Origin of the sequence: Haloarcula pelagica, from assembly GCF_030127105.1 — an archaeon.
Lineage (GTDB): Archaea > Halobacteriota > Halobacteria > Halobacteriales > Haloarculaceae > Haloarcula > Haloarcula pelagica.
Genome location: NZ_CP126161.1, coordinates 1,182,928 through 1,203,075, shown reverse-complemented (window position 1 = coordinate 1,203,075; position 20,148 = coordinate 1,182,928). Strand labels below are relative to the sequence as shown.

17 protein-coding genes and 2 pseudogenes are annotated in these 20,148 nt (G+C 58.3%); 10 read left to right on the top strand and 9 right to left on the bottom strand.

Annotated elements, in window-relative coordinates; genetic code table 11:
• Positions 1-577: 577 nt before the first annotated feature.
• The 5 genes and pseudogenes from P1L40_RS06385 to P1L40_RS06365 form a co-directional block, all read right to left on the bottom strand.
• Positions 578-1,404: pseudogene (locus P1L40_RS06385) on the bottom strand (IS5 family transposase).
• A gap of 337 nt (positions 1,405-1,741) precedes the next feature.
• Positions 1,742-2,230 (bottom strand): PIN domain-containing protein, encoded by a 489-nt coding sequence (locus P1L40_RS06380; protein WP_284010492.1) that lies wholly within the window; start codon positions 2,228-2,230, stop codon positions 1,742-1,744.
• Positions 2,220-2,465 (bottom strand): UPF0175 family protein, encoded by a 246-nt coding sequence (locus P1L40_RS06375; RefSeq protein WP_284010491.1) that lies wholly within the window; start codon positions 2,463-2,465, stop codon positions 2,220-2,222. The genes P1L40_RS06380 and P1L40_RS06375 overlap by 11 nt, the downstream gene beginning before the upstream one ends.
• Positions 2,466-2,553: 88 nt before the next feature.
• The gene (locus tag P1L40_RS06370) at positions 2,554-3,000 is read right to left on the bottom strand and encodes a hypothetical protein (protein WP_284010490.1); all 447 of its coding nucleotides are present in this window, start codon (positions 2,998-3,000) and stop codon (positions 2,554-2,556) included.
• A gap of 1 nt (position 3,001) precedes the next feature.
• On the bottom strand, positions 3,002-3,136 hold the full coding sequence (locus tag P1L40_RS06365; RefSeq protein WP_284010489.1) for a hypothetical protein: 135 nt from the start codon (positions 3,134-3,136) through the stop codon (positions 3,002-3,004).
• Between the two features lie 116 nt (positions 3,137-3,252).
• Between P1L40_RS06365 and P1L40_RS06360 the strand changes: the two genes are divergently transcribed.
• Together P1L40_RS06360 and P1L40_RS06355 are read left to right on the top strand one after the other, a co-directional pair.
• Complete coding sequence (locus tag P1L40_RS06360; protein ID WP_284010488.1) at positions 3,253-4,614, top strand: restriction endonuclease; 1,362 nt, start codon at positions 3,253-3,255, stop codon at positions 4,612-4,614.
• 43 nt (positions 4,615-4,657) lie between these two features.
• A pseudogene (locus P1L40_RS06355) lies at positions 4,658-5,071 on the top strand (hypothetical protein); the annotation flags it as partial.
• Positions 5,072-5,111: 40 nt separating this feature from the next.
• Here the strand turns inward: P1L40_RS06355 and P1L40_RS06350 are convergent.
• A complete protein-coding gene (locus P1L40_RS06350; protein WP_284010486.1) occupies positions 5,112-5,513 on the bottom strand; it encodes a hypothetical protein in 402 nt (133 codons plus the stop codon).
• Between the two features lie 241 nt (positions 5,514-5,754).
• Here P1L40_RS06350 and P1L40_RS06345 point away from each other — a divergent pair, with 241 nt between their 5' ends.
• The 3 genes from P1L40_RS06345 to P1L40_RS06335 all read left to right on the top strand — a co-directional run bounded on the left by P1L40_RS06345 (position 5,755) and on the right by P1L40_RS06335 (position 9,161).
• Positions 5,755-6,219 carry a hypothetical protein gene (locus tag P1L40_RS06345; RefSeq protein WP_284010485.1) on the top strand — a complete coding sequence of 155 codons (465 nt, stop codon included), beginning with the start codon at positions 5,755-5,757 and terminating at the stop codon, positions 6,217-6,219.
• 705 nt (positions 6,220-6,924) lie between these two features.
• Entirely contained in the window at positions 6,925-7,920 is a 996-nt protein-coding gene (gfo6, locus tag P1L40_RS06340) for a D-xylose 1-dehydrogenase Gfo6 (RefSeq protein WP_284010484.1), read from the top strand.
• 89 nt (positions 7,921-8,009) lie between these two features.
• On the top strand, positions 8,010-9,161 hold the full coding sequence (locus P1L40_RS06335; RefSeq protein WP_284010483.1) for a mandelate racemase/muconate lactonizing enzyme family protein: 1,152 nt from the start codon (positions 8,010-8,012) through the stop codon (positions 9,159-9,161).
• Positions 9,162-9,255: 94 nt separating this feature from the next.
• On the opposite strand, the gene P1L40_RS06330 is transcribed toward P1L40_RS06335, so the two are convergent.
• Complete coding sequence (locus P1L40_RS06330) at positions 9,256-10,332, bottom strand: DUF4432 family protein (RefSeq protein WP_284010482.1); 1,077 nt, start codon at positions 10,330-10,332, stop codon at positions 9,256-9,258.
• Between the two features lie 107 nt (positions 10,333-10,439).
• Positions 10,440-11,693 (bottom strand): substrate-binding domain-containing protein, encoded by a 1,254-nt coding sequence (locus tag P1L40_RS06325; protein ID WP_284010481.1) that lies wholly within the window; start codon positions 11,691-11,693, stop codon positions 10,440-10,442.
• Between the two features lie 139 nt (positions 11,694-11,832).
• Between P1L40_RS06325 and P1L40_RS06320 the strand changes: the two genes are divergently transcribed.
• From P1L40_RS06320 to dgoD (P1L40_RS06300), 5 genes are all read left to right on the top strand, one after another.
• Entirely contained in the window at positions 11,833-12,660 is an 828-nt protein-coding gene (locus P1L40_RS06320; protein WP_284010480.1) for an ATP-binding cassette domain-containing protein, read from the top strand.
• 553 nt (positions 12,661-13,213) lie between these two features.
• Positions 13,214-14,821, top strand: a complete 1,608-nt coding sequence (locus P1L40_RS06315; protein ID WP_284010479.1) for an ABC transporter permease — start codon at positions 13,214-13,216, stop codon at positions 14,819-14,821.
• Positions 14,822-14,918: 97 nt separating this feature from the next.
• Positions 14,919-16,073 (top strand): galactonate dehydratase, encoded by a 1,155-nt coding sequence (gene dgoD, locus P1L40_RS06310; protein WP_284010478.1) that lies wholly within the window; start codon positions 14,919-14,921, stop codon positions 16,071-16,073.
• A 334-nt stretch (positions 16,074-16,407) separates the two neighbouring features.
• On the top strand, positions 16,408-17,154 hold the full coding sequence (locus tag P1L40_RS06305; protein ID WP_284010477.1) for an IclR family transcriptional regulator: 747 nt from the start codon (positions 16,408-16,410) through the stop codon (positions 17,152-17,154).
• Positions 17,155-17,242: 88 nt separating this feature from the next.
• Positions 17,243-18,379 carry a galactonate dehydratase gene (gene dgoD / locus P1L40_RS06300; protein WP_284010476.1) on the top strand — a complete coding sequence of 379 codons (1,137 nt, stop codon included), beginning with the start codon at positions 17,243-17,245 and terminating at the stop codon, positions 18,377-18,379.
• 326 nt (positions 18,380-18,705) lie between these two features.
• Here the strand turns inward: dgoD (P1L40_RS06300) and P1L40_RS06295 are convergent, their stop codons facing one another.
• Positions 18,706-19,524, bottom strand: coding sequence for an IS5 family transposase (locus P1L40_RS06295; protein ID WP_284010475.1), 819 nt, complete (start codon positions 19,522-19,524; stop codon positions 18,706-18,708).
• Positions 19,525-20,148 lie beyond the last annotated feature (624 nt).

Here is a 20,148-nt window from a genome sequence, read left to right as displayed (position 1 = left end):
TGGAACCTGAGACTGCGTAACCAAGGCCCGTAATGCGACTATCGAGACAAGGATGACGAGAACGGCGAGAGCGAACGGTACAAACGCCCGCCACGTGGCGCGAACTCGAGTATCGTCGGAACCGTACAGTAAACGGCGGACATGTACAGATACAAGTCCCATGTTTCAACGTTCCTTTGAGAACCGCTTATCAGGGAGGGGAGATTTTCTGGGTCAGAAAATATGTGTTTTAGAGGTAAATATTGGAACTAAATTCATAATCAAATTAGGATAGGGATATCCTGATACCATAGATATTTACTGTTTGTGAGCGACTTTTCCACAACGTTCCAATGGTTCAGCCACCTCGCCGAATTGCGGTTTCCGTTGCTATCGTTGGCTGTGTTATTGGACTGACAGCGTATCATACTGGGGGGGCTGTGTGTCTCGCACACTATACTGTGTGTACGCCGGCCAATGATTCCGTGGCTCCGACATTCTTTCTTCCAGCAGTTGCCATTTCTGGCTATGTACTCTTTCGTATCTCCAATGCCTTCTGATTAGACGGCGGTGGTGAATCACCAGACGTAGCTTGATTTCACTGTTTTAGAGATTGCTTGATGTTGTGAACCGCACACATCAGGACGAGTTCACGAAATTCACCGTACCAGGTTCGTGCACGCACGGCGTCACCGAGCGTGCGCTTGATCGTGGAGAAGACGGTCTCACACATCGCTCTCTGGCGGTATCGAGGCCCATCGATCCGCGCGTTGTGCGCGTGATCGATGGGCCGGAACTCACGATGTTTGATCAGCGGTCTCACGCCTTCTTCACGGAGTTTATCGCGTAAATCCATCCAGTCGTAGCCTTTGTCAGCAGCGAGGCTGGCGAGGTCGCCCGCGTTGCGGAGGGCGACCTGCCAGCCAAGCTGTGTGTCGTGGCGTTTCTCGGTCGTACAATGAACGTCCAGAATGGCTTGGCTTTCTGTGTCGACGAGAGCAGTTGCTTTGAGTGTCTGAACCCGGTAATTCGTCCGGCGACAGTAGTGCTTGCTAGCGTTTTCGCGGTCGAAGAATGTCGCGTCTATCGCGGCGTGACCGCTCGGCTCGTGCAGTTGCGCCGACAGGCGCAGCAGCACTCGCCAGAGTGCTGTCTTGATTCTGTCAAACCACTTGATTAGCGTCGAGTGGTCGGGGAGATCGGCCGTGTCGAGTCCGATCTCCCCGAGTATTTGTGGCATCTCGCTCAGCAAATCAAGTGCTTCTCGGTAGGATTTTTCCAGGTAAACCCGCAGACAGTGCAGCGACACCACCGCATACTCGGCGAAGCCGCCACCCCTTCGGGGGCGGCGACTTCGCCTCGCTCACCAACAGCATTTTTAGCTAACTGAACGACTTTGCTCGTGAAGCGGGAGATCTTCGACATAGAGCATCGGCGGTTTCCCGCTTCAACTTCCTAGTTCTAACGGTCGAAGTCGCCGTCGTCCAGCGATTCACCAGAGCCAAGTGGACTGGACAGAATACCGTGATCGATGTGTTATCTCGGATTTCGACGACGATCAACCGGTTAAGTCCGCAGAGGTGTGGGTCTATTACGGCTCGGGGCCGGGTACAGCATACGTCGACGACGTGTCGCTGAAGCGGGTGCGATACCTGGCCGATCCGGATCAGGATACCGACGATACCCGCACCTGACCGGTATCTGCAAACGGGCAGTATTGGAGGAAGCGAGTGGACTGGTGGACAATAAAAGGGCAATAGCGCTATTCTACTTCGGAGAGAATCTTCGAATAAAGCTCATCAGAAATCCAAAATCCAGCCTCACGAAGGGCATCCAGTTCCTGCTGTAGGTCCAGATCATCTTCGTTGGCCGCCCGAAGGAGGATACCGATGACACCAGTCACGCTCAAGTCGTGTCTACGGGCGACTTGACGGCCATCCTTCTCATCAAGAAGGAGGAGGTCAGCATCCTGCTCAATGGCATAGCAGATCGCCGCTGTTTCACCGAGGTCCAGGTCACGGAAAATCTCAGTGAACAGGTCAGATCGCTCCACGTCGACCACCGTGAGGAACTCTGTATCGTGGAGGTCTCGGAGCGCGTCTAGCCCTGCGTCTCCGTTGGTGAGTTCGTCCCAGACCTGAGTCGGGATTGTGAGACTGGAAAACTGTGATGTGAGCAAGTCAAGTCGATCAATGAGTGCAAGATTGAGAAGCGGTGAGGTGTCCGAGACGACAACCTCGCTATTCGGCATAGTCGAGGTCTTCAGCGAGTTCGGTTTCGGTGTAGTGACGCGGAATTTCGCGCTCACCAAGCAGTGCTTGGAACTCTCGGGTAGAGAGCTCTGCGAGAGCGCGAGCCTTCCCGAACGAAAGAACATCGCGAGCATACAGCGAGACGGCTAATTCTTCTTTCATAGCTTGTGACCGCTCATGTTCAGGTAGTCGTAATGCCTCGTACACCTCCTCGTCAATTTCGATTGTAGCCATGTGTACCTGTTTGATGACACGAGTATTGAGTGTTTGGCCGCTGGACTCTTGTCCTACCGACCGGTAATCGTCGGGGACCAAGGTGTAGCTATCTGAGCTGGCCCAAGAGCTTGGCCAGGTGTCCCTGGCTGCTGGCGTCGGCCTGGACCTGCTCGTGGTCTGTGATCTCGATGTCGATCTCACAGGGACAGATCAGGGGCTGTCCGCCACAGGCGGGGCATTCTTCGTAGTCACAGAGGTGATGATGGTACTCGCCTTGCTCGACGCCACAGGCGGGACAGGAGCGGCTGTTCCACGCCTCGGGGTCAGTCGTCGCGACGAAGCGCTCGAGTTCCTGGCGGACGTCGGCTTTCGAGAGACGGCCTCGACCGCCGGAGAGGACCTCCGTTTCGAGTGTGGTGACCTGCTGCTCGTAGGTTAGGAACTGTGCTTCCTCGCCCCATGGGATCGGATCGTAGCTCGCTCCGTCAATCTGGTAGCGCTTGCCGATGCAGGCCGTCGACGGGTACGGACGCTCGCAGTCCGGACAGACCATCTTACCGACCTCCTCGCTGCTGGCCCTCGAAGACCTCGCCGGTTGCCTGTGCCTCCTGGTGTTCGGCGTCGATGTCGACGTCGTCGGTGGTGTGTTCTGGCGGCTGTTCGTCGACGGCTTGGTGCTCAGTGCTCATATCGGGAAACCCCTCACCGTCCAGGGGTGCAGAAAATCGCCGTTAGTTGCAGCTGGGTTGTCGCCGACGTCGGCAACGTATTTGAGTGTTGCAAAATACAGTCCAATTACATTCGAATGGCCGTACTGGACGACCTCTCTGGATTCGAGTTCGAGGACTTGATGGAAGATGTGTTCCGCAACCTCGGTTACGAGAACGTCCGGCAGGCCGAGCGGACAGCCGACGAGGGGCGGGATGTCCTGATGGAAGAGGTCGTCGACGGAACACGGCGGGCGATCGTCGTCGAGTGCAAACACACGGGTACGGTCGGTCGGCCGGTCGTCCAGAAGCTCCACTCGGCGATCGCGACGTTCGACTTCGATGGTCCGAAGCGAGGGATGGTGGTGACGACCGGCCGGTTCACGAGCCCTGCCGAAGAGTACGCAGACCGACTCCAGCGGAACGACGATCCATATCCCATCGAACTGATCGACGGCGAGGACCTTCGGGAGATCGCCGACGAGATCGGGCTCGACCTCTACAACGGCCGCATCGAGATCCTCTGTGACGAGACACTGCGGCCGCACGACCCGGCCACAGATGTCGACGCACCGGTTCAGGAGGCGTTTCGCGACATCGAGAACATCGAGGCTGCGGACATCCCGAGGCCCCACGCGCAGGTGACGTTCCGCCCAGTAGTTGTGATCACCGCCGACACCGACGCCGTCTTCGAAACCTCCGTCGGCGTCATCCACCGAATCAACGACCGTACAGGGTTCGTCGTCCACGCCGAACGTGGGCACCCACAGGTCGCCGACGAAACGGTCGCGACGCTGGTCACCGAGAACCTCCATGCGACGGTTGATCTTGATGTCGACCAGTTCGGGGCGACATTCGACGACGTCGAGGAACGCCGCTTCGGCCAGACCCAGACGGAGTACAAGGAGTGGGCCGTCGACCGGCTCCAGGACTATCACACGACGACGGTGACCTACACCGGCGATAACAACGTCACGTACGAGAAGACCTGCGAACCGAATCGCTCGGACATCTCCGTCCAGTCGATCGAACCGGTGTACCTCCCCGAGGTTCGACAGACAACCGACCTCGAAGAGTACACCTATTCCTATGAGTACTACGCCGCGGGCCCGTCCAGAGTGACTGAAGAGGACGGCATCCATCGGTGCGTCCACTGTGACACGAGGGGCGTCGACGAGACGTACACGTACTGTCCGAACTGCGGGGCGATCGCCTGCGACAGCCACAGCAAGACCGAACGGCTCGAAGGGGAGCCGATCTGTACGGGCTGTGCGGTGACCGAACGGTTCGCGCTGAAGACGAAGTACTTCTACGACGAACAGAACCTCGAGGCGTTCCGCAAGGAGTACGCCGCCATGCCGATTCACGAGAAGGCCATGGAGAACAAGTGGCTAGCCAGCGGTAGCGTGGTCGCGACGCTGCTCCTCATCGGTCTCCTCGTGATTGGCGGCATCATCTAACCTGATGCGGCCTCCACTTGTTGTAGGCGCAGCTGGTAGGACACAGGCTGGGTGTGAGGACGTACGCTATCGTCCGTCTCGACGCAGACCCCGGTACGTCATCGCGGATGTCGATCCGACAACGTTCCTGAGTGACTCCTACGACGTGGCGATCGCACGACTGGAGATTCGCTTCTGGTATCCCGCCGGCGTCGACCACGAATACTACTGCATCAATTGGGTGGAGCCGGACCGAAGCCTGATGCTCGGTTTCCACCAGGACGCTGACCATCCGGAGCTCGGGGCCTGTCATATCCGACTCAATTACGAAGACACGCCCGTCAACCGGCATGAGGCGACGTTTCTCGACGCGCACCCACTCTCCGTCCTCGATACCCGTCTGCAGCAACTTCCGGCGGCGCTAGAGGCGATTCGCTGGGAGACTGGCACGCCCTCGATTCCCACCTGGCCGGTCTAGATAGCCAGATATCGCCCAGCGATGCGTAACTAGACCCCAATTACACGCGCTCGAAGCCCTCAAGCCGGCCATGCGTGAACGTCACTCGATATTTCAGCAGTGACTCCATCTCGTCGGACGAATGCGTGATCACGAACCGCCCATGGAAGTCATCGCGTTCTGTCCACCCCTCGTGGACTCGCTTTCTGGCGCCGACGAGATAGCGGAAATCGCCGGGTTCGATATCATCTCGACTGGCAAAGGGGCGATCGTCTGGGGGGACTGACTCGGCGTGCCACTCCTCTTCGAGCAGTCGCCCATCAGCGGTGATCCGGAAGGTCGTCATGCTGGGTCGAACAATCCCCTTCGTCTGCCAGTCGATCGTCTCGGCAGGCGCGACTCCATCCGGGTACTCGGGGAGGTGGACATCGTCGTGCAGTATGACCGTATCGAAGAGTCCCATCTGTGTTACCTCCACTTGGAGAGCCAGGGAACCGGTGGCACCACAAATGCGGGGTACCAGAACCGTTTGCGGAACGACGTAGTTGGTTCCAGGAGTATATCGCACAGCACTTGCATTCAGAGTATCGGCGGTGTGCTATATGATGACAGGACAGGGTATGCGCAGCGTGTAGTTGGCTCAACCGAACCACCCTGTCCGGAGAAACAATTACTCAGTAGCGCACCGTCAGTACAACGTACGTATGGAGCAAGAGCCAGTCTTTCAGGAGGTACAGCGATTTCGCCAGCCGTGGCTCTGGGCGTTGCTCGGGGGCGCGGCTTTGTTGCTGCTCGTATTAGGCCCAATTTCCTGGGCCGGCCTCGTAATCCTCATCCTGGCCGCTGGCCTGATCTACAGTCTCCGTCTCCAGACCGAAGTGAGAGCCGACGGCATCTATATCGAGATGTGGCCGCTACACCGGTCGTTCCGTCGTATTTCGTGGGCAGAAATCGAGTCGTATGAGTCTACGGAGTACAGCCCAATCGGTGAGTTCGGGGGCTGGGGCATTCGGTGGGTCCCCGGGAAGACCGCATACAACGTCAGCGGTAATCGTGGCGTCTGGATCGAGCGGACGGATGGACGTACGATGATGATTGGCTCTCAACGCCCGGAAGAGTTTGTCAGGGCCATCGAGGAGATATCCCCAGCCCTTCGTGGAGATAACTAACCGTGAGTCAGCTTCGAAACGCTGTAAGAATCTATCAATAGATACTGGGCCTTCCACGCTGAGACCCAGTTTCTAGTAATAGATGTGTTGGACCACCAGCAAATCAACTACGACTGGCCGTCTGGATTCTCTCCCATACAGCCTATAGTAGCCATTGAAAATCAATGCCCCGTTCGCACGGCCGTAGTGCGATTGGTGTGTATATCGTTCCAATTGTTACTATACTCTCCACATTTAAATATACTCGAAGCAGTATCGATGCCAAAAACACATTTTCAATTTCATTTCCGCCGATATTTGACGATATTTCTAATTTATAATATCATATCATCACTTTTCCTTCTATATTTGGCTTTTTCAAATTGTTTTGGAAATTTGGGTATCAACGTGTACTAAGACAGGACAGATATTAGATTCTTGTTCGAAAATAGACCGATGATTTACTCTTACTCACCTATATCGTCGGTCTGACTACCAAAATTAGCGAGTTCCGGATGGTCGGACTAAGAGGTCCGGTCGACCTCGGCTTGAAGATGATGTCGAAGCACATCGAGCGTGTGCGGGTAACTCGGATACAAAAGAGGAGTGTTTTATCCGTGTAGGTGTGTAGTGTTACGACGAGCCATGGATTCAGTATCGCGTCTATCGACGTCGGCAGAGCGTGACTGGCAGACAGTCTCGGAAGGCGGTCCGGTCCGAATCGCGATGATCGGTCTCGGCTGGTGGACGAAACAACAGGCCATTCCAGCCGTGGAAGCGTCCGACCTCTGTGAAACGACCGTACTCGTCAGTAGCAGCGCGGAGAAAGCCTCGTCGTGCGCGTCGCGCTCCGAGACGATAGCGCGTGGGATCTCCTACGACGAGTTCCACGACGGAGTCGCCGCCGACGCGTACGACGCGGTGTACGTGGTCACCCCGAACGCGCTCCATCTCCCGTTCGTGGAGACGGCTGCAGAGCTGGGCAAGGCAGTCCTCTGTGAGAAACCCATAGAGTCGACACTCGACCGAGCCGAGCGGCTGGTGGCAGCCTGTGACGACGCCGACGTGCCGCTGATGGTCGCATATCGGATGCAGACAGAACCGGCGGTGCGTCGGATGCGTGAGCTCGTACAGGCCGAGCGTATCGGGGATCCCGTGCAGGTCCACGGACACATGTCCCAGCAGCTGCTCGACCTCATCCCGAACCCCGACCAGTGGCGGTTAGATCCCGAGCTCTCCGGTGGGGCGACAGCCATCGACATCGGCATGTATCCGCTGAATACCACTCGGTTCGTACTCGACGACGACCCCACTGCGGTCTCGGCGACGGTCCGCGCCGACGACGAACTATTCGAAGCGGTCGGGGACCAACACGCGTCGTTCACGCTCGAATTCCCAACAGGTGTCACGGCTGTCTGCACGGTGAGTAACGGTGCAGCCAGTGCCAGCCATCTGGAGGTGATCGGTACCGACGGGTCGATCAGGCTCGACCCCGCGTTCGCTCCCTGGGCACAGCGCGAACTCCGCGTTTCGAACAGCGAGAGCACGGCGAGCTACGCGTTCGAGCAGGTCGACCAGATGACAGAGGAGTTCGACTACTTCGCCGACCGAGTCCTCTCGGGCGGAGCGATCCTGCCGGACGGCGAACACGCACTCGTCGACATGGCGGTCGCCGAAGCGATATACGAGTCGGGAGACGTCGGAAGACGACTCGAACTGTAGGGGTCACGGGATACGGTCAGTCATCGGAGTCCGTTTTCCGTACCGACGAGTCTCGGTACGTTTATACTGTGTGACGTTGATCGGTACCCATGCGAATCACCGGTATAGAGAGTATTAACTACGACGACGAGTCTGCGCTGACGAACACCGAACGGGACATCGATATCACGACCATCCGTCTGCATACGGACGAGGGAGTCGTGGGACTCGGTGAGACATTCCCCATCGCTGAGATGGAGACGGCAGCGCTCCACGGCCCCATAGCGGACCAGATCCTCGGCCGTGACCCGCGAAACATCGAAGCCATCCGCGACGATCTCCTGACGTACTTCAATTACTACGGACACGCAGGAGCGGAGTTCCGGGCGATGAGTGGTCTCGATATCGCGCTGTGGGACATCAAGGGAAAGCTAGCCGGCGAGCCGATCTATCAGCTACTCGGTGGCGCCTCACGTGAGGAGATCCCGGCCTACAATACCTGCTACGACCTCGAATACGACTTCATGGACGAACCCGCGGCCCTCGCGGAATCGCTGCTCGATCAGGGGATCACGTCGATGAAGATCTGGCCGTTCGACGAGTTCGCGGACGAGACGCGCGGTCAGCGGATCGACAGTGGGGACCTCGATGCGGGCCTCGAACCCCTCCGTCAGATTCGGGCGGCAGTCGGTGACGCTATCGACATCGCAGTCGAGTTCCACGGACTATGGTCGCTGACACCGGCGAAGCGGATGGTCGACGCCGTCGCCGAGTACGATCCGATCTGGGTCGAGGACGTCATCCGGAAGGGGAATATCGACGCGTATCGGCGCCTGGGGCGTGAGACGGACGTCCCCCTCTGTGTCAGCGAGCGACTCGTCGGTCAGTACGAGTTCGCACAGGCCATCGATACGGGGGCGATCGATGTCGTGATGCCCGACCTGTGCTGGACCGGGGGACTCAGTGCCGGTGTCGCCATCGCGAAGATGGCGGAGGCCGCACACCTCCCCGTCGCCCCGCACAATTCGGGTGGGCCAGTGATCCACTTCGCGAACGCACACCTCTCGGCGACGATTCCGAATCTGTACGTGATGGAGTCGATCCGAGATCGGTACGACGGATGGCACCAGAATCTGGTGAGCGATCCCCTCCCGGTCAGGGACGGCACGCTCCCGCTTCCGGAAGGGCCAGGGCTCGGCACCGAGTTCGAAGACGAGTTGCTCGACCGGCCAGACGTGACCGTCGAACGCACGACGCTATAGTACACGGCCGTCAGGTTCTATCGACTGCCATGACGGGAGGCTCGTTTTCGTGCTGAACTGTCCCGCAACACCGATGGCGAACGGCGTGAGCTCCTCAGTGCCACGGGAGTGGGTCGGGTCGGTCACCGACTGCGTCAGCGCCGAACGTGCCCGCTGTGACGGTCGCGGTAACTTCCTCGCCTGGTCCGAGTATCTTCATGCTCCCGTTCTCGCGTTGTGCATCCGGGATGGATCCCGCTGGATGGGCAGTCGTCGGTTCGAGCCCGATATTGTAGTTCCGCCCGAAGTACGGCGAGACCTCGGCACCGCCGAAGGCCTGCCAGTACCAGAGACACTCGAACGGGTCGGTGGGAAACGAAACCCCGAACCCGAGATCGATCTCGGGGTTCGTCACGGCGTACCATCCCGCCGAGAGGTCCGTCGCGTAGATCTGGTCGTGGATCGTCGCATCACGTGGCGGGAACCGGCTGAGATCGGCCGTCCCTCCGTCTGTACCGGGCGCCGTTGGCCACGTGAACTTCGCGCCGGGTTCGAGTCGGTGGTGCTCGAAGGTGGGGTTCGACGGGTAGGAGGGGTCGACGTAACAGCTACTGTCGGGGAGTGAAATGCTCGCCGGTGGACCCACCAGCGGCGGACCGAGAGCGATGTGTTGTTGCCAGATGTATTCGAGGGGCACATCAGCGGTGTTCACCAGCCTGTCTCGGAACTCGACCGTCGACTCGCCCGCACGTAACTCGATCTCCCGATGTATCTCGAACGGGTACCGTACCAACTCGGTAGAGAGCCTGAGCCGAGCACGGTTCGCCGTGTGAGCGAGGACTTCGGTGTCCCAGGCGAGGAGTGCACTCTCCCCGTGGAGCGGATACTGGGTGCCACTGACCGAACCGCCCCAGCCAGCGAGTGGCGCGTTGATCTGCCACCCGCCGGGATACTGGGTCTCCCACGGTGTATCGTCGGTCGCGGACAGGCGTGGACTGTCCGGTACCTGCCAGTCGTGTGGCGAGCGCCACAGGACATCGACGTCTGTTCGCTTGTCGCGGAACTCGATGATATCGCCACCCTTGCCGTCCAAGATAAACAGACGGAGGTTCTCGTTCTCGAGAAGCGTCGCATCGACACCTTTGAACTGGTAGTCGCCGGAGAGGCGTACGTTCTGCCGAGCAGATCCCATGAAATCACTCTTGTCGTGGTGGGTCAAAGCAATTTGGGTCGGCGGGAAATCGCCCTCTCAGCGCGTCGAAATGTTGGCGTTGAGCGGTTCGAGCGGGCCGAAGACGGTCATTTGAGGTGGTCGATCAGTTTCGGGTACCCCTCGGCTCGCTTCCGTGCGAAGCCGACGTTCGATTCGTCGACGATCTCGGTCCCGGTGATGAAATCACGCATCGGCTCACCGCGGTCTAGCCACCGGTAGGCCAGACTCAGCGGCACGAATCCCTGTGCAGGGAAGTTCTGGCCGATGGTGAACGTGATGCTACCGTTCTGAATGCCGTTCAGTACGTCGCTCACGTAGTCGAACCCGCCGACGATCATCTCGCTGCTGCTCAGGTTCTCGTTCTCGACCAGTCGTCCGCCCGCTGTTGGTCCCCAGAACCCGGAGCCGAGGATGATGTTGATGTCCGGATTCGACCGGTACTTCGTGTCGACCCGGTTGATCGCCTGGGAGACGTCAGTGCTCACGTCGAGTAGTTCGAGGACTTCGACGTTGTCGTGCTGACTCAGAGCGTTCCTGATACCGTCGTTTCGCGCCTTGAGCGCAGGGTGGCCCGGGACACCGGTCGTCGGGAGGACGACGTAGGAGTCGTCGTCGAGGAGTTCCTCTGCCTTTTCGTACGCGGTGACACCAGTCGCGTTCCCGGCAGGATAGTGTTCCTGGCCGATATAGGGGAGCGGATATCCGAATTCGGACACCATGGTTTTGTAGTCCCACTCGCTCACAGTGGTGTTCCACTGTGTGACGGCAACGCCCTTGTCGACAGCCTTCTTAACCGGGTCGAGGTACGAATTCGCATCAAGGACAGTCGTGGCCATCACGTCGCCCTTGCTGAGCGTGTCGGCTTTGGTGTTCATGATCTCGACCTGCCTGGATTGGTTGTTGCCAGTGGGGCCGACGAACTCACCTGTCCAACCGAACCGGTTCATCGCGTCGTTCATCATCGCGATCGCCGGCTGGAACACCTGGTTCGTCGCGTTGTGGGTGACGAACGCTACTTCGCGCTCGGGATCCGGTGGGTTCGCGAAGTCGATCTCGTCCGCAGTCGGTGGTGGTGTCAGCGGGACGCGCTGGAAGTCCGGCAGTGCGGCGCCCGAACCGCTGGACTGACTCGAAGCGTTTCCCGACTCCGTCACGGAGTTGCTGTCGGTCGTGACGTCTTCCGTCTCGGAATCACTCTCTCGGAGCGACGAACAGCCTGCCAGGCCTGTGAGACCGCCGACCATCCCGACACTCGCCATCTGTTTCATCAACTTCCGACGCGAAACACCGAGTTCGATCGAGACGACGCTGTCATCTCCGCCAATGCTATCTTTTGGCATACGTCTCTAGGAGAGAGATAATAGTATATATAATTATTGTTTTTGCCCAATTTTGAAGGTAGTCACGGCCGTGGTCTTCTACAACTGGGGCGGGAACCACCCAAAGCGCTTATCAGTCTTCGCCGAGTCACTTCGGTCGATGGTGACAAACACTAGCTCGAAAAGCGAGCCACAGGAAGCGGTCGGCGCCGGCAAGGGCAGTCCGTCGCTGATCAGACTGGACGGGATCTCCAAGCGATACGAGGGCGTGCAGGCGTTATCGGATATCTCGTTCAGTATCGACGAGAACGAGATTCTGGCTCTCGTCGGTGACAACGGTGCCGGCAAATCGACATTGGTCAAAATCCTGGCTGGCGTCATCTCACAGACGGCTGGCGACCTGTACGTACGGACGGACGGTTCGATGCGAATCCGTTCGATGGACGACCCGAAAGACGCACGCTCCGTGGGAATCGAGACGGTGTTCCAGGATCTGGGCCTCTCGATGAAACACGACGTCGCGACGAACATCTACATGGGTCGTGAACCCAGAAAGGCGGGCGTCCGCGGGCGAGTCTTCCGAAACATCGATCGGGAACAGATGAACGAGGGTGCACTGGAAGCGCTGAACGAACTCGGGTTCCAGATCGACCCGTATGCCCCCGTGAGTGAGTTGTCTGGCGGCCAACAGCAGGCCGTCGCGGTCGCTCGTGCACTGATCTCCGATCCTCGGATCGTGCTGCTCGACGAACCCACTGCGGAGGTTTCGGTCGAAGGCCGAAAGAAGATCCTCGACCTTATCACGGAACTGAAAGATCGAGGCCGAACGGTACTGTTCATCACACACAACCTCGAGGAGGTGTTCGAAGTCGCCGACCGTATCGCCGTGCTCCGGAACGGTGAACTGGTCTCCATCGAGGACAACGACGCGACGATCGATCGCGAACGACTGGTCGGTTTGATGACTGGTGCGATCAATCCCGAGTGATCGACCGGTTCTCTCCCTGACGGCTTCTCGAAACGAGTACTGATCGCGATTCTCTCCAGGCCGAGTTTTCAGAGCGGTCGCACCTTCTCACGGGATGGACACTGGCTATAGTAACAATTCACACACCGATCGCACTGCTGTCGTGCGATCGAGTGTGGATTGATTTTCAATGGCTACTATAGTTACCGACCATCATGATTCTGGCAATTATTAACCAATAGTAAATAAGCTTTTTCGAGTCCCCTTCCGGTCGAATTCTCGGTCCTGGGACGCGTCGTCGGAACGCCATAACTCATGTACGTCTGTTATTGGAATCTCCTGGGTCGGGACCGAGAGAATGTGGAGTACGGTCGACAGTGGGCCCCCATTTTCTAATAGTTAATCAACAGAGTTCTCCGACCAGTGAGCGTTTTCGACATGGGTGTTCGATCGCGGGAGCTGTGAGACAGTGATGAACCACAATTTCCCAGTGTCGTACGGGGGTAGTAGCGATGTAGATCGAGGCCAGAGGCGAAGGCTTTAAATATCCCTTCAGAATAATCATCTGGTATTCATGGGAGCGGAAACCACAGTACAAGATGTCGAACGGAAACAGAGCACACTCCACTCGATTCTGGGGCGACGGGAGTTCGGCGTCACGCTCGCGGTGCTCGGCCTCGCCGTCGTCGGAATTCTACTGAGAGCGGACGTGTTCCTGACGGTCAGTAACATCAGTGGGATCATCCGGAACGCGGCCGTGGTCGGCATCATCGGCTACGGGATGACCATCCTCGTGAGCGCCGGTGATTTCGATCTCTCCGTCGGATCGATGATGGCGCTCTCGGCTGGCCTCACGGCGACGATGTTGATCGGTGGCTTCCCAGTCGAACTGGTGTTCGTCCTCATATTCCTGTTCGCGGTCATCTACGGGTTACTCCAGGGAATTCTGGTCACGAAGATGGGTATCCCGTCGCTGATACTGACCATCGGGACGTTGACGCTCCTCCGCGGTGTCCATCTGATCGTCACCGACGGACAGACACAGAGCCTCTCGGATAGCGAGATGCCTGCCCTCCTGAACGCGATGGGTGGGACTATCAGCGTGCCACAGCCGCTCGGCCAGTTCCCGCTCCAGATCGTGTGGTTACTCGGATTGCTGGGGCTGTTCCACTACCTCCTGTTCCACACGCCCTTCGGGTACCGGGCGCTCGTGACGGGCGGCGACGAGGAGTCGGCGCGGTACACCGGGATCAACACTGACCAGGTGAAGATCGCTGGATTCGCGATCGTCTCCGTGCTCGCAGCGTTCGCTGGCCTCAGCCAGCTGGCGTTCACCAACAGCGTCTCGCCGCTAACCGGGGACGGCGTCGCGCTGGTCGTGATCGCCGCTGTCGTCATCGGTGGCACCGACATCTTCGGTGGCGAAGGAAGTATCGTCGGGACATTGCTCGGCGCACTCGTCTTTGCGCTCATCCAGAACGTCCTGGTGCTGGCGGGTCTCGGTGCACAACTGTTCTCGGTCTTTACCGGTGTGTTCGTCATCCTGGCCGTCGCCTTCGACGAGTTGGCCCAGCGAACGCGGTACGAGAAGGTCCAGACGCTGTTCACTGATCCGCTGCGCAACGTCGCGACACAGCCGTTCAGCTTCTTCGAGAGCGTCGACGAAGACGTGCGCGGAATCACCGCGCCGCTCGTGTTCCTCTCGTGCATCTGCCTGACGATGACGGTGTTCACACTGGCAGGCGTGCTGCTCTCCATCGTCGGCGCCATCGGGTTCGAGTTCTCGGTGTTCATTATCTCGGGCGGTGTCGGTGCACTGGCGACCGTTCCGCTGTTCGTCTTCGGCGCCGTCGCCGGACTGACGTTCCTCTTCGTCGTGTTCCTCCACGCAGTGACCACCCTCGCTGGGAGTCGAGCGACCATCGACAAGTCGATTCAGGCCGTCTCCTACTCGTTTGCGCCGGTGGTCCTAGGCGTTGTTCCGCTCCTGTTGCTCGGGTACGGGTTTCTCCCCCTGGTCGTACTGATCACCGCGGCTCCACCCGTCCTCGCGATGGTGTATCTGTTGGCCCGGGCAGTCAGAAACTTGCACAAGTTGGATACGAAGACAGCCGCAACCGCAGCAGTAGCCTCGACGGCCGCTCTGCTCGCCTTCCTTGGGTATCTCGGTTCACTCGCCTGAGCAGCACGCCGTTCCGGCCACGGACGGCCACCAAGTATGGAATCGAGACTGGACGGTAGAAATAGTTATATATCGTTTTGAGTAACACAGTAGTAGAATGCCCAAGATTGTCGACTATCAGCTGTACCAGGTGCCACCGAGATGGCTCTTTCTGAAGCTCGAGTGCGACGATGGGACCGTCGGGTGGGGGGAACCGATCGTCGAGGGCCGGGCCGAGACGGTCGAGAGTGCCGTCAGCGAACTCGTCGATACGTACGTCCTCAACGAGGACCCGCTGCCGACAGAGGACCACTGGCAGGTACTGTACCGAGGTGGGTTCTACCGGGGCGGGCCGATCCTGATGAGTGCAATCGCGGGTATCGATCAGGCCCTCTGGGACATCAAGGGCAAGCAGGCGGGGCAGCCGGTCCATCAACTGCTCGGCGGCCCCGTTCGAGACAGAGTCCGAATCTACCAGTGGATCGGTGGCGAAAGTCCAGCAGAGATCGCCGACAGCGCGAGAGAGAAAGTAGAACAGGGGCATACAGCACTCAAACTCACACCCGCTGGGTCGTTCGAACCGGTGACTGCACCCGGGGCCATCGACGAGTTCGTCAAACGTGTCGGCGCCGTCCGTGACGCAGTGGGGCGCGACGTCGACATCGGGGTCGACCTCCACGGACGGGCGACCAAGGCGACTGCGAAACGCCTCGTCTCACGGCTGGAAGAGCTAGAGCCAATGTTCGTCGAAGAGCCACTGCTACCGGAACACAGCGACGCGCTCTCGGAAGTCGCCCACGCGACTTCGATCCCCATCGCGACAGGGGAACGCCTGTTCTCTCGGTGGGATTTCAAGAGTCTGCTCGAAGCGGGATTCGTCGATATACTGCAGCCAGACCTCTCACACGCTGGCGGGATAACCGAGGTCAAGAAGATAGCAGCGATGGCTGAAGCGTACGATGTCGCCCTTGCGCCACACTGCCCGCTCGGGCCAATTGCGCTTGCCTCGTCCCTGCAGATCGCCGGCTGTGTTTCGAACGTATTGATCCAGGAACAGTCGATGGACATCCAGTACAATACCGAAGGTGGACTTCTGTCGTACGTGGAAGACCCGACAGTCTTCGAGCAAGCCGATGGCTTCATGTCGATTCCGACGGCCCCAGGGCTGGGGATCGAAATCGACGAGCAGGCCATCGAACAGCGTACCGAGGACGATATCGACTGGCACAATCCGGTCTGGCGATATTCGGACGGGAGTGTCGCGGAGTGGTGACTCCCTGTGTCACATCTCGCTTTGGGCCAATGCGAAGCATGCTTTGACGGATAGTCGAGTAATGAGAGCTTCTGTCGCTATGTACAGACATAATTAGCGGCTCAGAAGAGAATTTGTGAGTCTTTACCACCCGAGTTAGATATTTAGTTCAGAGAGGGGAATACGAAGCCGATTTGAATGATACTCTCGCAAAATCTCCACAGTATTACTCAATTTGAGTTTTCTTTTGGAGGAGAGGGTAGTCTACCGGTTTTTTTAATGCTCTTGTCTGTGTGTCTCTCTGTGTCGGTTTCGAGAGCGATAGCCATTTCAATCGGTGCCAGCAATCTGCACTATGCAGAGTCGTGACGAGTATCCGATAAAGGCTGTCTCCACGACGTTCGAGATACTCGAGAGCCTCCATCGGAGCGGACCGATGGACCTGACGGAACTCGCCGACCGGTGCGACCTGTCGAAGCCGGGCGTGTTCAAACACCTCAAGACGCTCCGGTTACTCGGCTACGTCCACAAACAGGACAACGTCTACGATTTGACCCATCGGTTCCTGGGAGTGAGTCTGGACAGACGGAGTCGAGAGCCGCTGTACACTGTTGCGACGAGCGTCGCCGATCGGTTGACGAGTGCCAACGAGTGCGTGACCTCTCTCGTGTTCCGGGAGGGAACGGACGTCGTCTTCCTCCACCAATCAGCCCGGGACGAGGACGAGACGACACCCGTTCGAGAGGGGGAGTACCGCACACTGGCGAAGTCCGTGGGTGGACTGGCGATACTGGAGGCCTTCGAGCGAGCAGAGGGACCAGATGCGCCCGCAGTCGAGGGGGAACACGAACTAGAGATGGCCACCCCGGACATCAACATCATGAACGGCCGGGTGGTCTCGTTCGATCGCGACCAGCTCTACGATGGGTGGCACACGGTCGCGACAAGCATCAAGGACACGGGGGACGAGCCGATCGCTGCCATCGAGACGTCCTACACCGCCGACGAGGCGTCGGCATTCGATCTCGAGATCAACATGGCTGGACAGCTCACGAAAGCAGCAGATACGATCGAGGAGCGACTGCACGCCAGGCAAGACTGAATCGGCTCTGCACTTGGCACTTCCCGGTTCTGCAGGAACAGTAGTGGGCGGCGTGAGATTATTATACTCCGGGATGCAGTCACTAGCGATGACGACGGTCACAGGGTTCGACCTGTACTCTCTGCCCCCCCGGTGGCTGTTTTTACGGATCGAGACAGCGGACGGTATCGTCGGCTGGGGAGAACCGATATTGGAAGGCCGGACAGCAACAGTCGAGTCGGTCGTCTGTGAACTGATGGAGACGTACGTCGTCGGCCGAGACTCGGACGACATCGAGGACATCTGGGAGACGCTCTACAGGGGCGGCTATTACCGGGGCGGCCCCATCCTGATGAGCGCACTGGCTGGCATCGACCAGGCACTGTGGGACATCAAGGGCAAGCGGTACGAACTCCCCGTCTACGAGTTTCTCGGCGGGTCTGTCCGGTCGAAGATCCGCGCGTATCAGTGGATCGGCGCCGACGACGTCGGCGCACTGCGGCGACAGGCGAAGACAGCCGTAGACGACGGGTACACCGCGTTGAAGATATTCGGAGTCGGGCGCTCGGAGCAGGTCGTCTCCCCGGAGGACATCTCCAACTCCGTCGGTCGAGTCCAGACCGTCAGGGAGGCTGTCGGTGACGATATTGATGTCGGCGTGGATTTCCACGGCCGGACGTCACGGGGCGTGGCAACGGTTCTTCTCAAGGAACTCGAGGAATACGACCCGATGTTCGTCGAAGAGCCCATCGTGCCGAAACACGCGGATCTGTATCCGAAACTGGCCAGAGAGACGTCCGTGCCGATAGCTGTCGGCGAGCGACTCTATTCACGCTGGGACTTCAAACCGCATTTTCAGCCCGACGGCGTCGACATCGTCCAGCCCGATATCTCGCATGCTGGAGGAATCTCCGAGTGCAAACGGATCGCCGATACGGCCGCGACATACGACATGGGAACGGTACTCACCTGTTCGGTCGGTCCGATCGCACTCGCTGCGTGTCTACAGATATGTGCGAGTACACGGGCTGCATTCCTCCAACCCGCCAACCGACACCGAAACATCGACACTTATATAACAAATTCTGACGTTTTGGATGTAGAAAACGGATATTTGGGGATACCCTCCGATAGTGGTCTCGGAATAGACGTTGATATCGAGGAAGTAGAGGAGAAGTCGAGCTTTTCTAGCACTTGGAACACACCGGTTTGGAGGCATAGCGACGGTTCTGTTTCCGAATGGTGACGGAGCGCTTCCGGGTGGACCGACCAACACACGGTATACTGCCGAGCATGTTGACAGTGTGCAGGCGTGTGATTCAGGGCCCAGGAGTAACGAGTCAGTTTTCGGTGGATAGCATCTCACTCCCCCGTGTACCACTGCTGCTATAGCCGAATCGGTCGCCACGAACGAGCGAGTACAGTGGCCGAGCCCCTGCACCTCGAGTCCTCGATGAACGGGCTTTTCACCGACGACAGGTTACAGTGCGCTGGTGGCCATGACGAACCGCTACCCCCGCTGAGCCCTTTGTGATGATAGGGCTGTGTTGAATCGCCATAAGGCGCTGGAATTCACTGTTTGACGGCACGCTTGATGTTATAAACGACACACATCAGAGCGATATCTCGGAACTCACGGAACCAGGAACGCACTCGCACGGCGAAGCCGAGCGAGCGCTTCACAGCCGAATTGACGGTCTCGGTCATAGAGCGCTGATTGTAGCGTTGTTTGTCGATTCTGGCGTTGTGAGCGTGGTCGTAGGGAGCGAAGATGCGGTGCTTGATGAGCGGTCTGATGCTGAGTTCACGGAGCGCTTGCTTGTCGTACCCTTTGTCGGCCGCCAGAGACCGCAGATCGCCCGCGTTCCGGCGGGCGATCTGCTCAGCGAGGTCTGCATCGCTTCCTTCCCGAGTCGTTGAGCAGTGTACGTCAAGGATTGCCTGCGTCTCTGTGTCGACGAGTTTCGTAACTTTCAGCTTCTGTACGCGGTAGCTTGTTCGCTGGCAGTAGTGGCGACTCGCTGCTGAGCGTTCGTAGAACGCTGCGTCGATTGCAGCGTGTTTCGAGGGGTCGTGTAGCTGCGCCGACTGGCGCAGCAACACTCGACAGGCGCTCATGCTAATCCGGTCGAACGCCTTACACAACGTGGATGGAGAGGGGAGGTCGGCCGCGTTGAGGCCGATCTCCCCGGTTATTTGTGGCATCTCCTTGAGCAGGTCGATCGTCATCCGGTAGGACGCATCGAGGTAAATCCGCAGACAATGTAGGGACACGAGCGCATAGTCGGCGAATCCGCCGCCACCTTCCGGGGCGGCGGATTCGTCTCCATCACCGGTAACAACTTGAGCAATCGGCACAATCTCACCAGTGAAGCGGGAGATTTGTGTCATGGACAACCGAATCGTCCCGCTTCAACTCCTTTGATTTAGCGACCTATCCCGATGCCGTCTAGTGATTCAACACAGCCCGATTACGGCAAAAGCGATGATGAACTCAGAGACTACGTCACTGAGTGCGCCGGCGAAGAGCGCCTCTAAAGCGTTCACAACCCCTTGTAGAATCCCTAATACAATGAGTGTCCGAACGCCGAAACGATGCCTGCCAGGGCGCCGCGGACCGGTGCCGGCTCATTAGGTAGCATCACACGCCAAACGACAGTCGAGACACAGACGGCGATGAGCGGGACGGGGAAATCCGAAACGTAGACGAACAGACTTCGGGAGAGCACTCCCTGAGAGCTGAATCTCTCGCCTAAGACCAAGTTATTAAACAAAAAAAGACCAAGTAGCGCCGCACCACCGGCCAGGATGCCCGCACCGACATCCCGTCGAGACACTCCAAGATAATCGGTCAGATTCCGCGGCATGAAAATATATTTTCACAGATAGGTATAGTTCTATCCACACGATCCCGGATTTTAGCCACTCATCGTCCAATCGTTGAATTTCTCAACTGAGTGACCGATGAAATTTGTCTATCTTACAGGGATTTCGAAAAGATGCGAGAATTGGTTC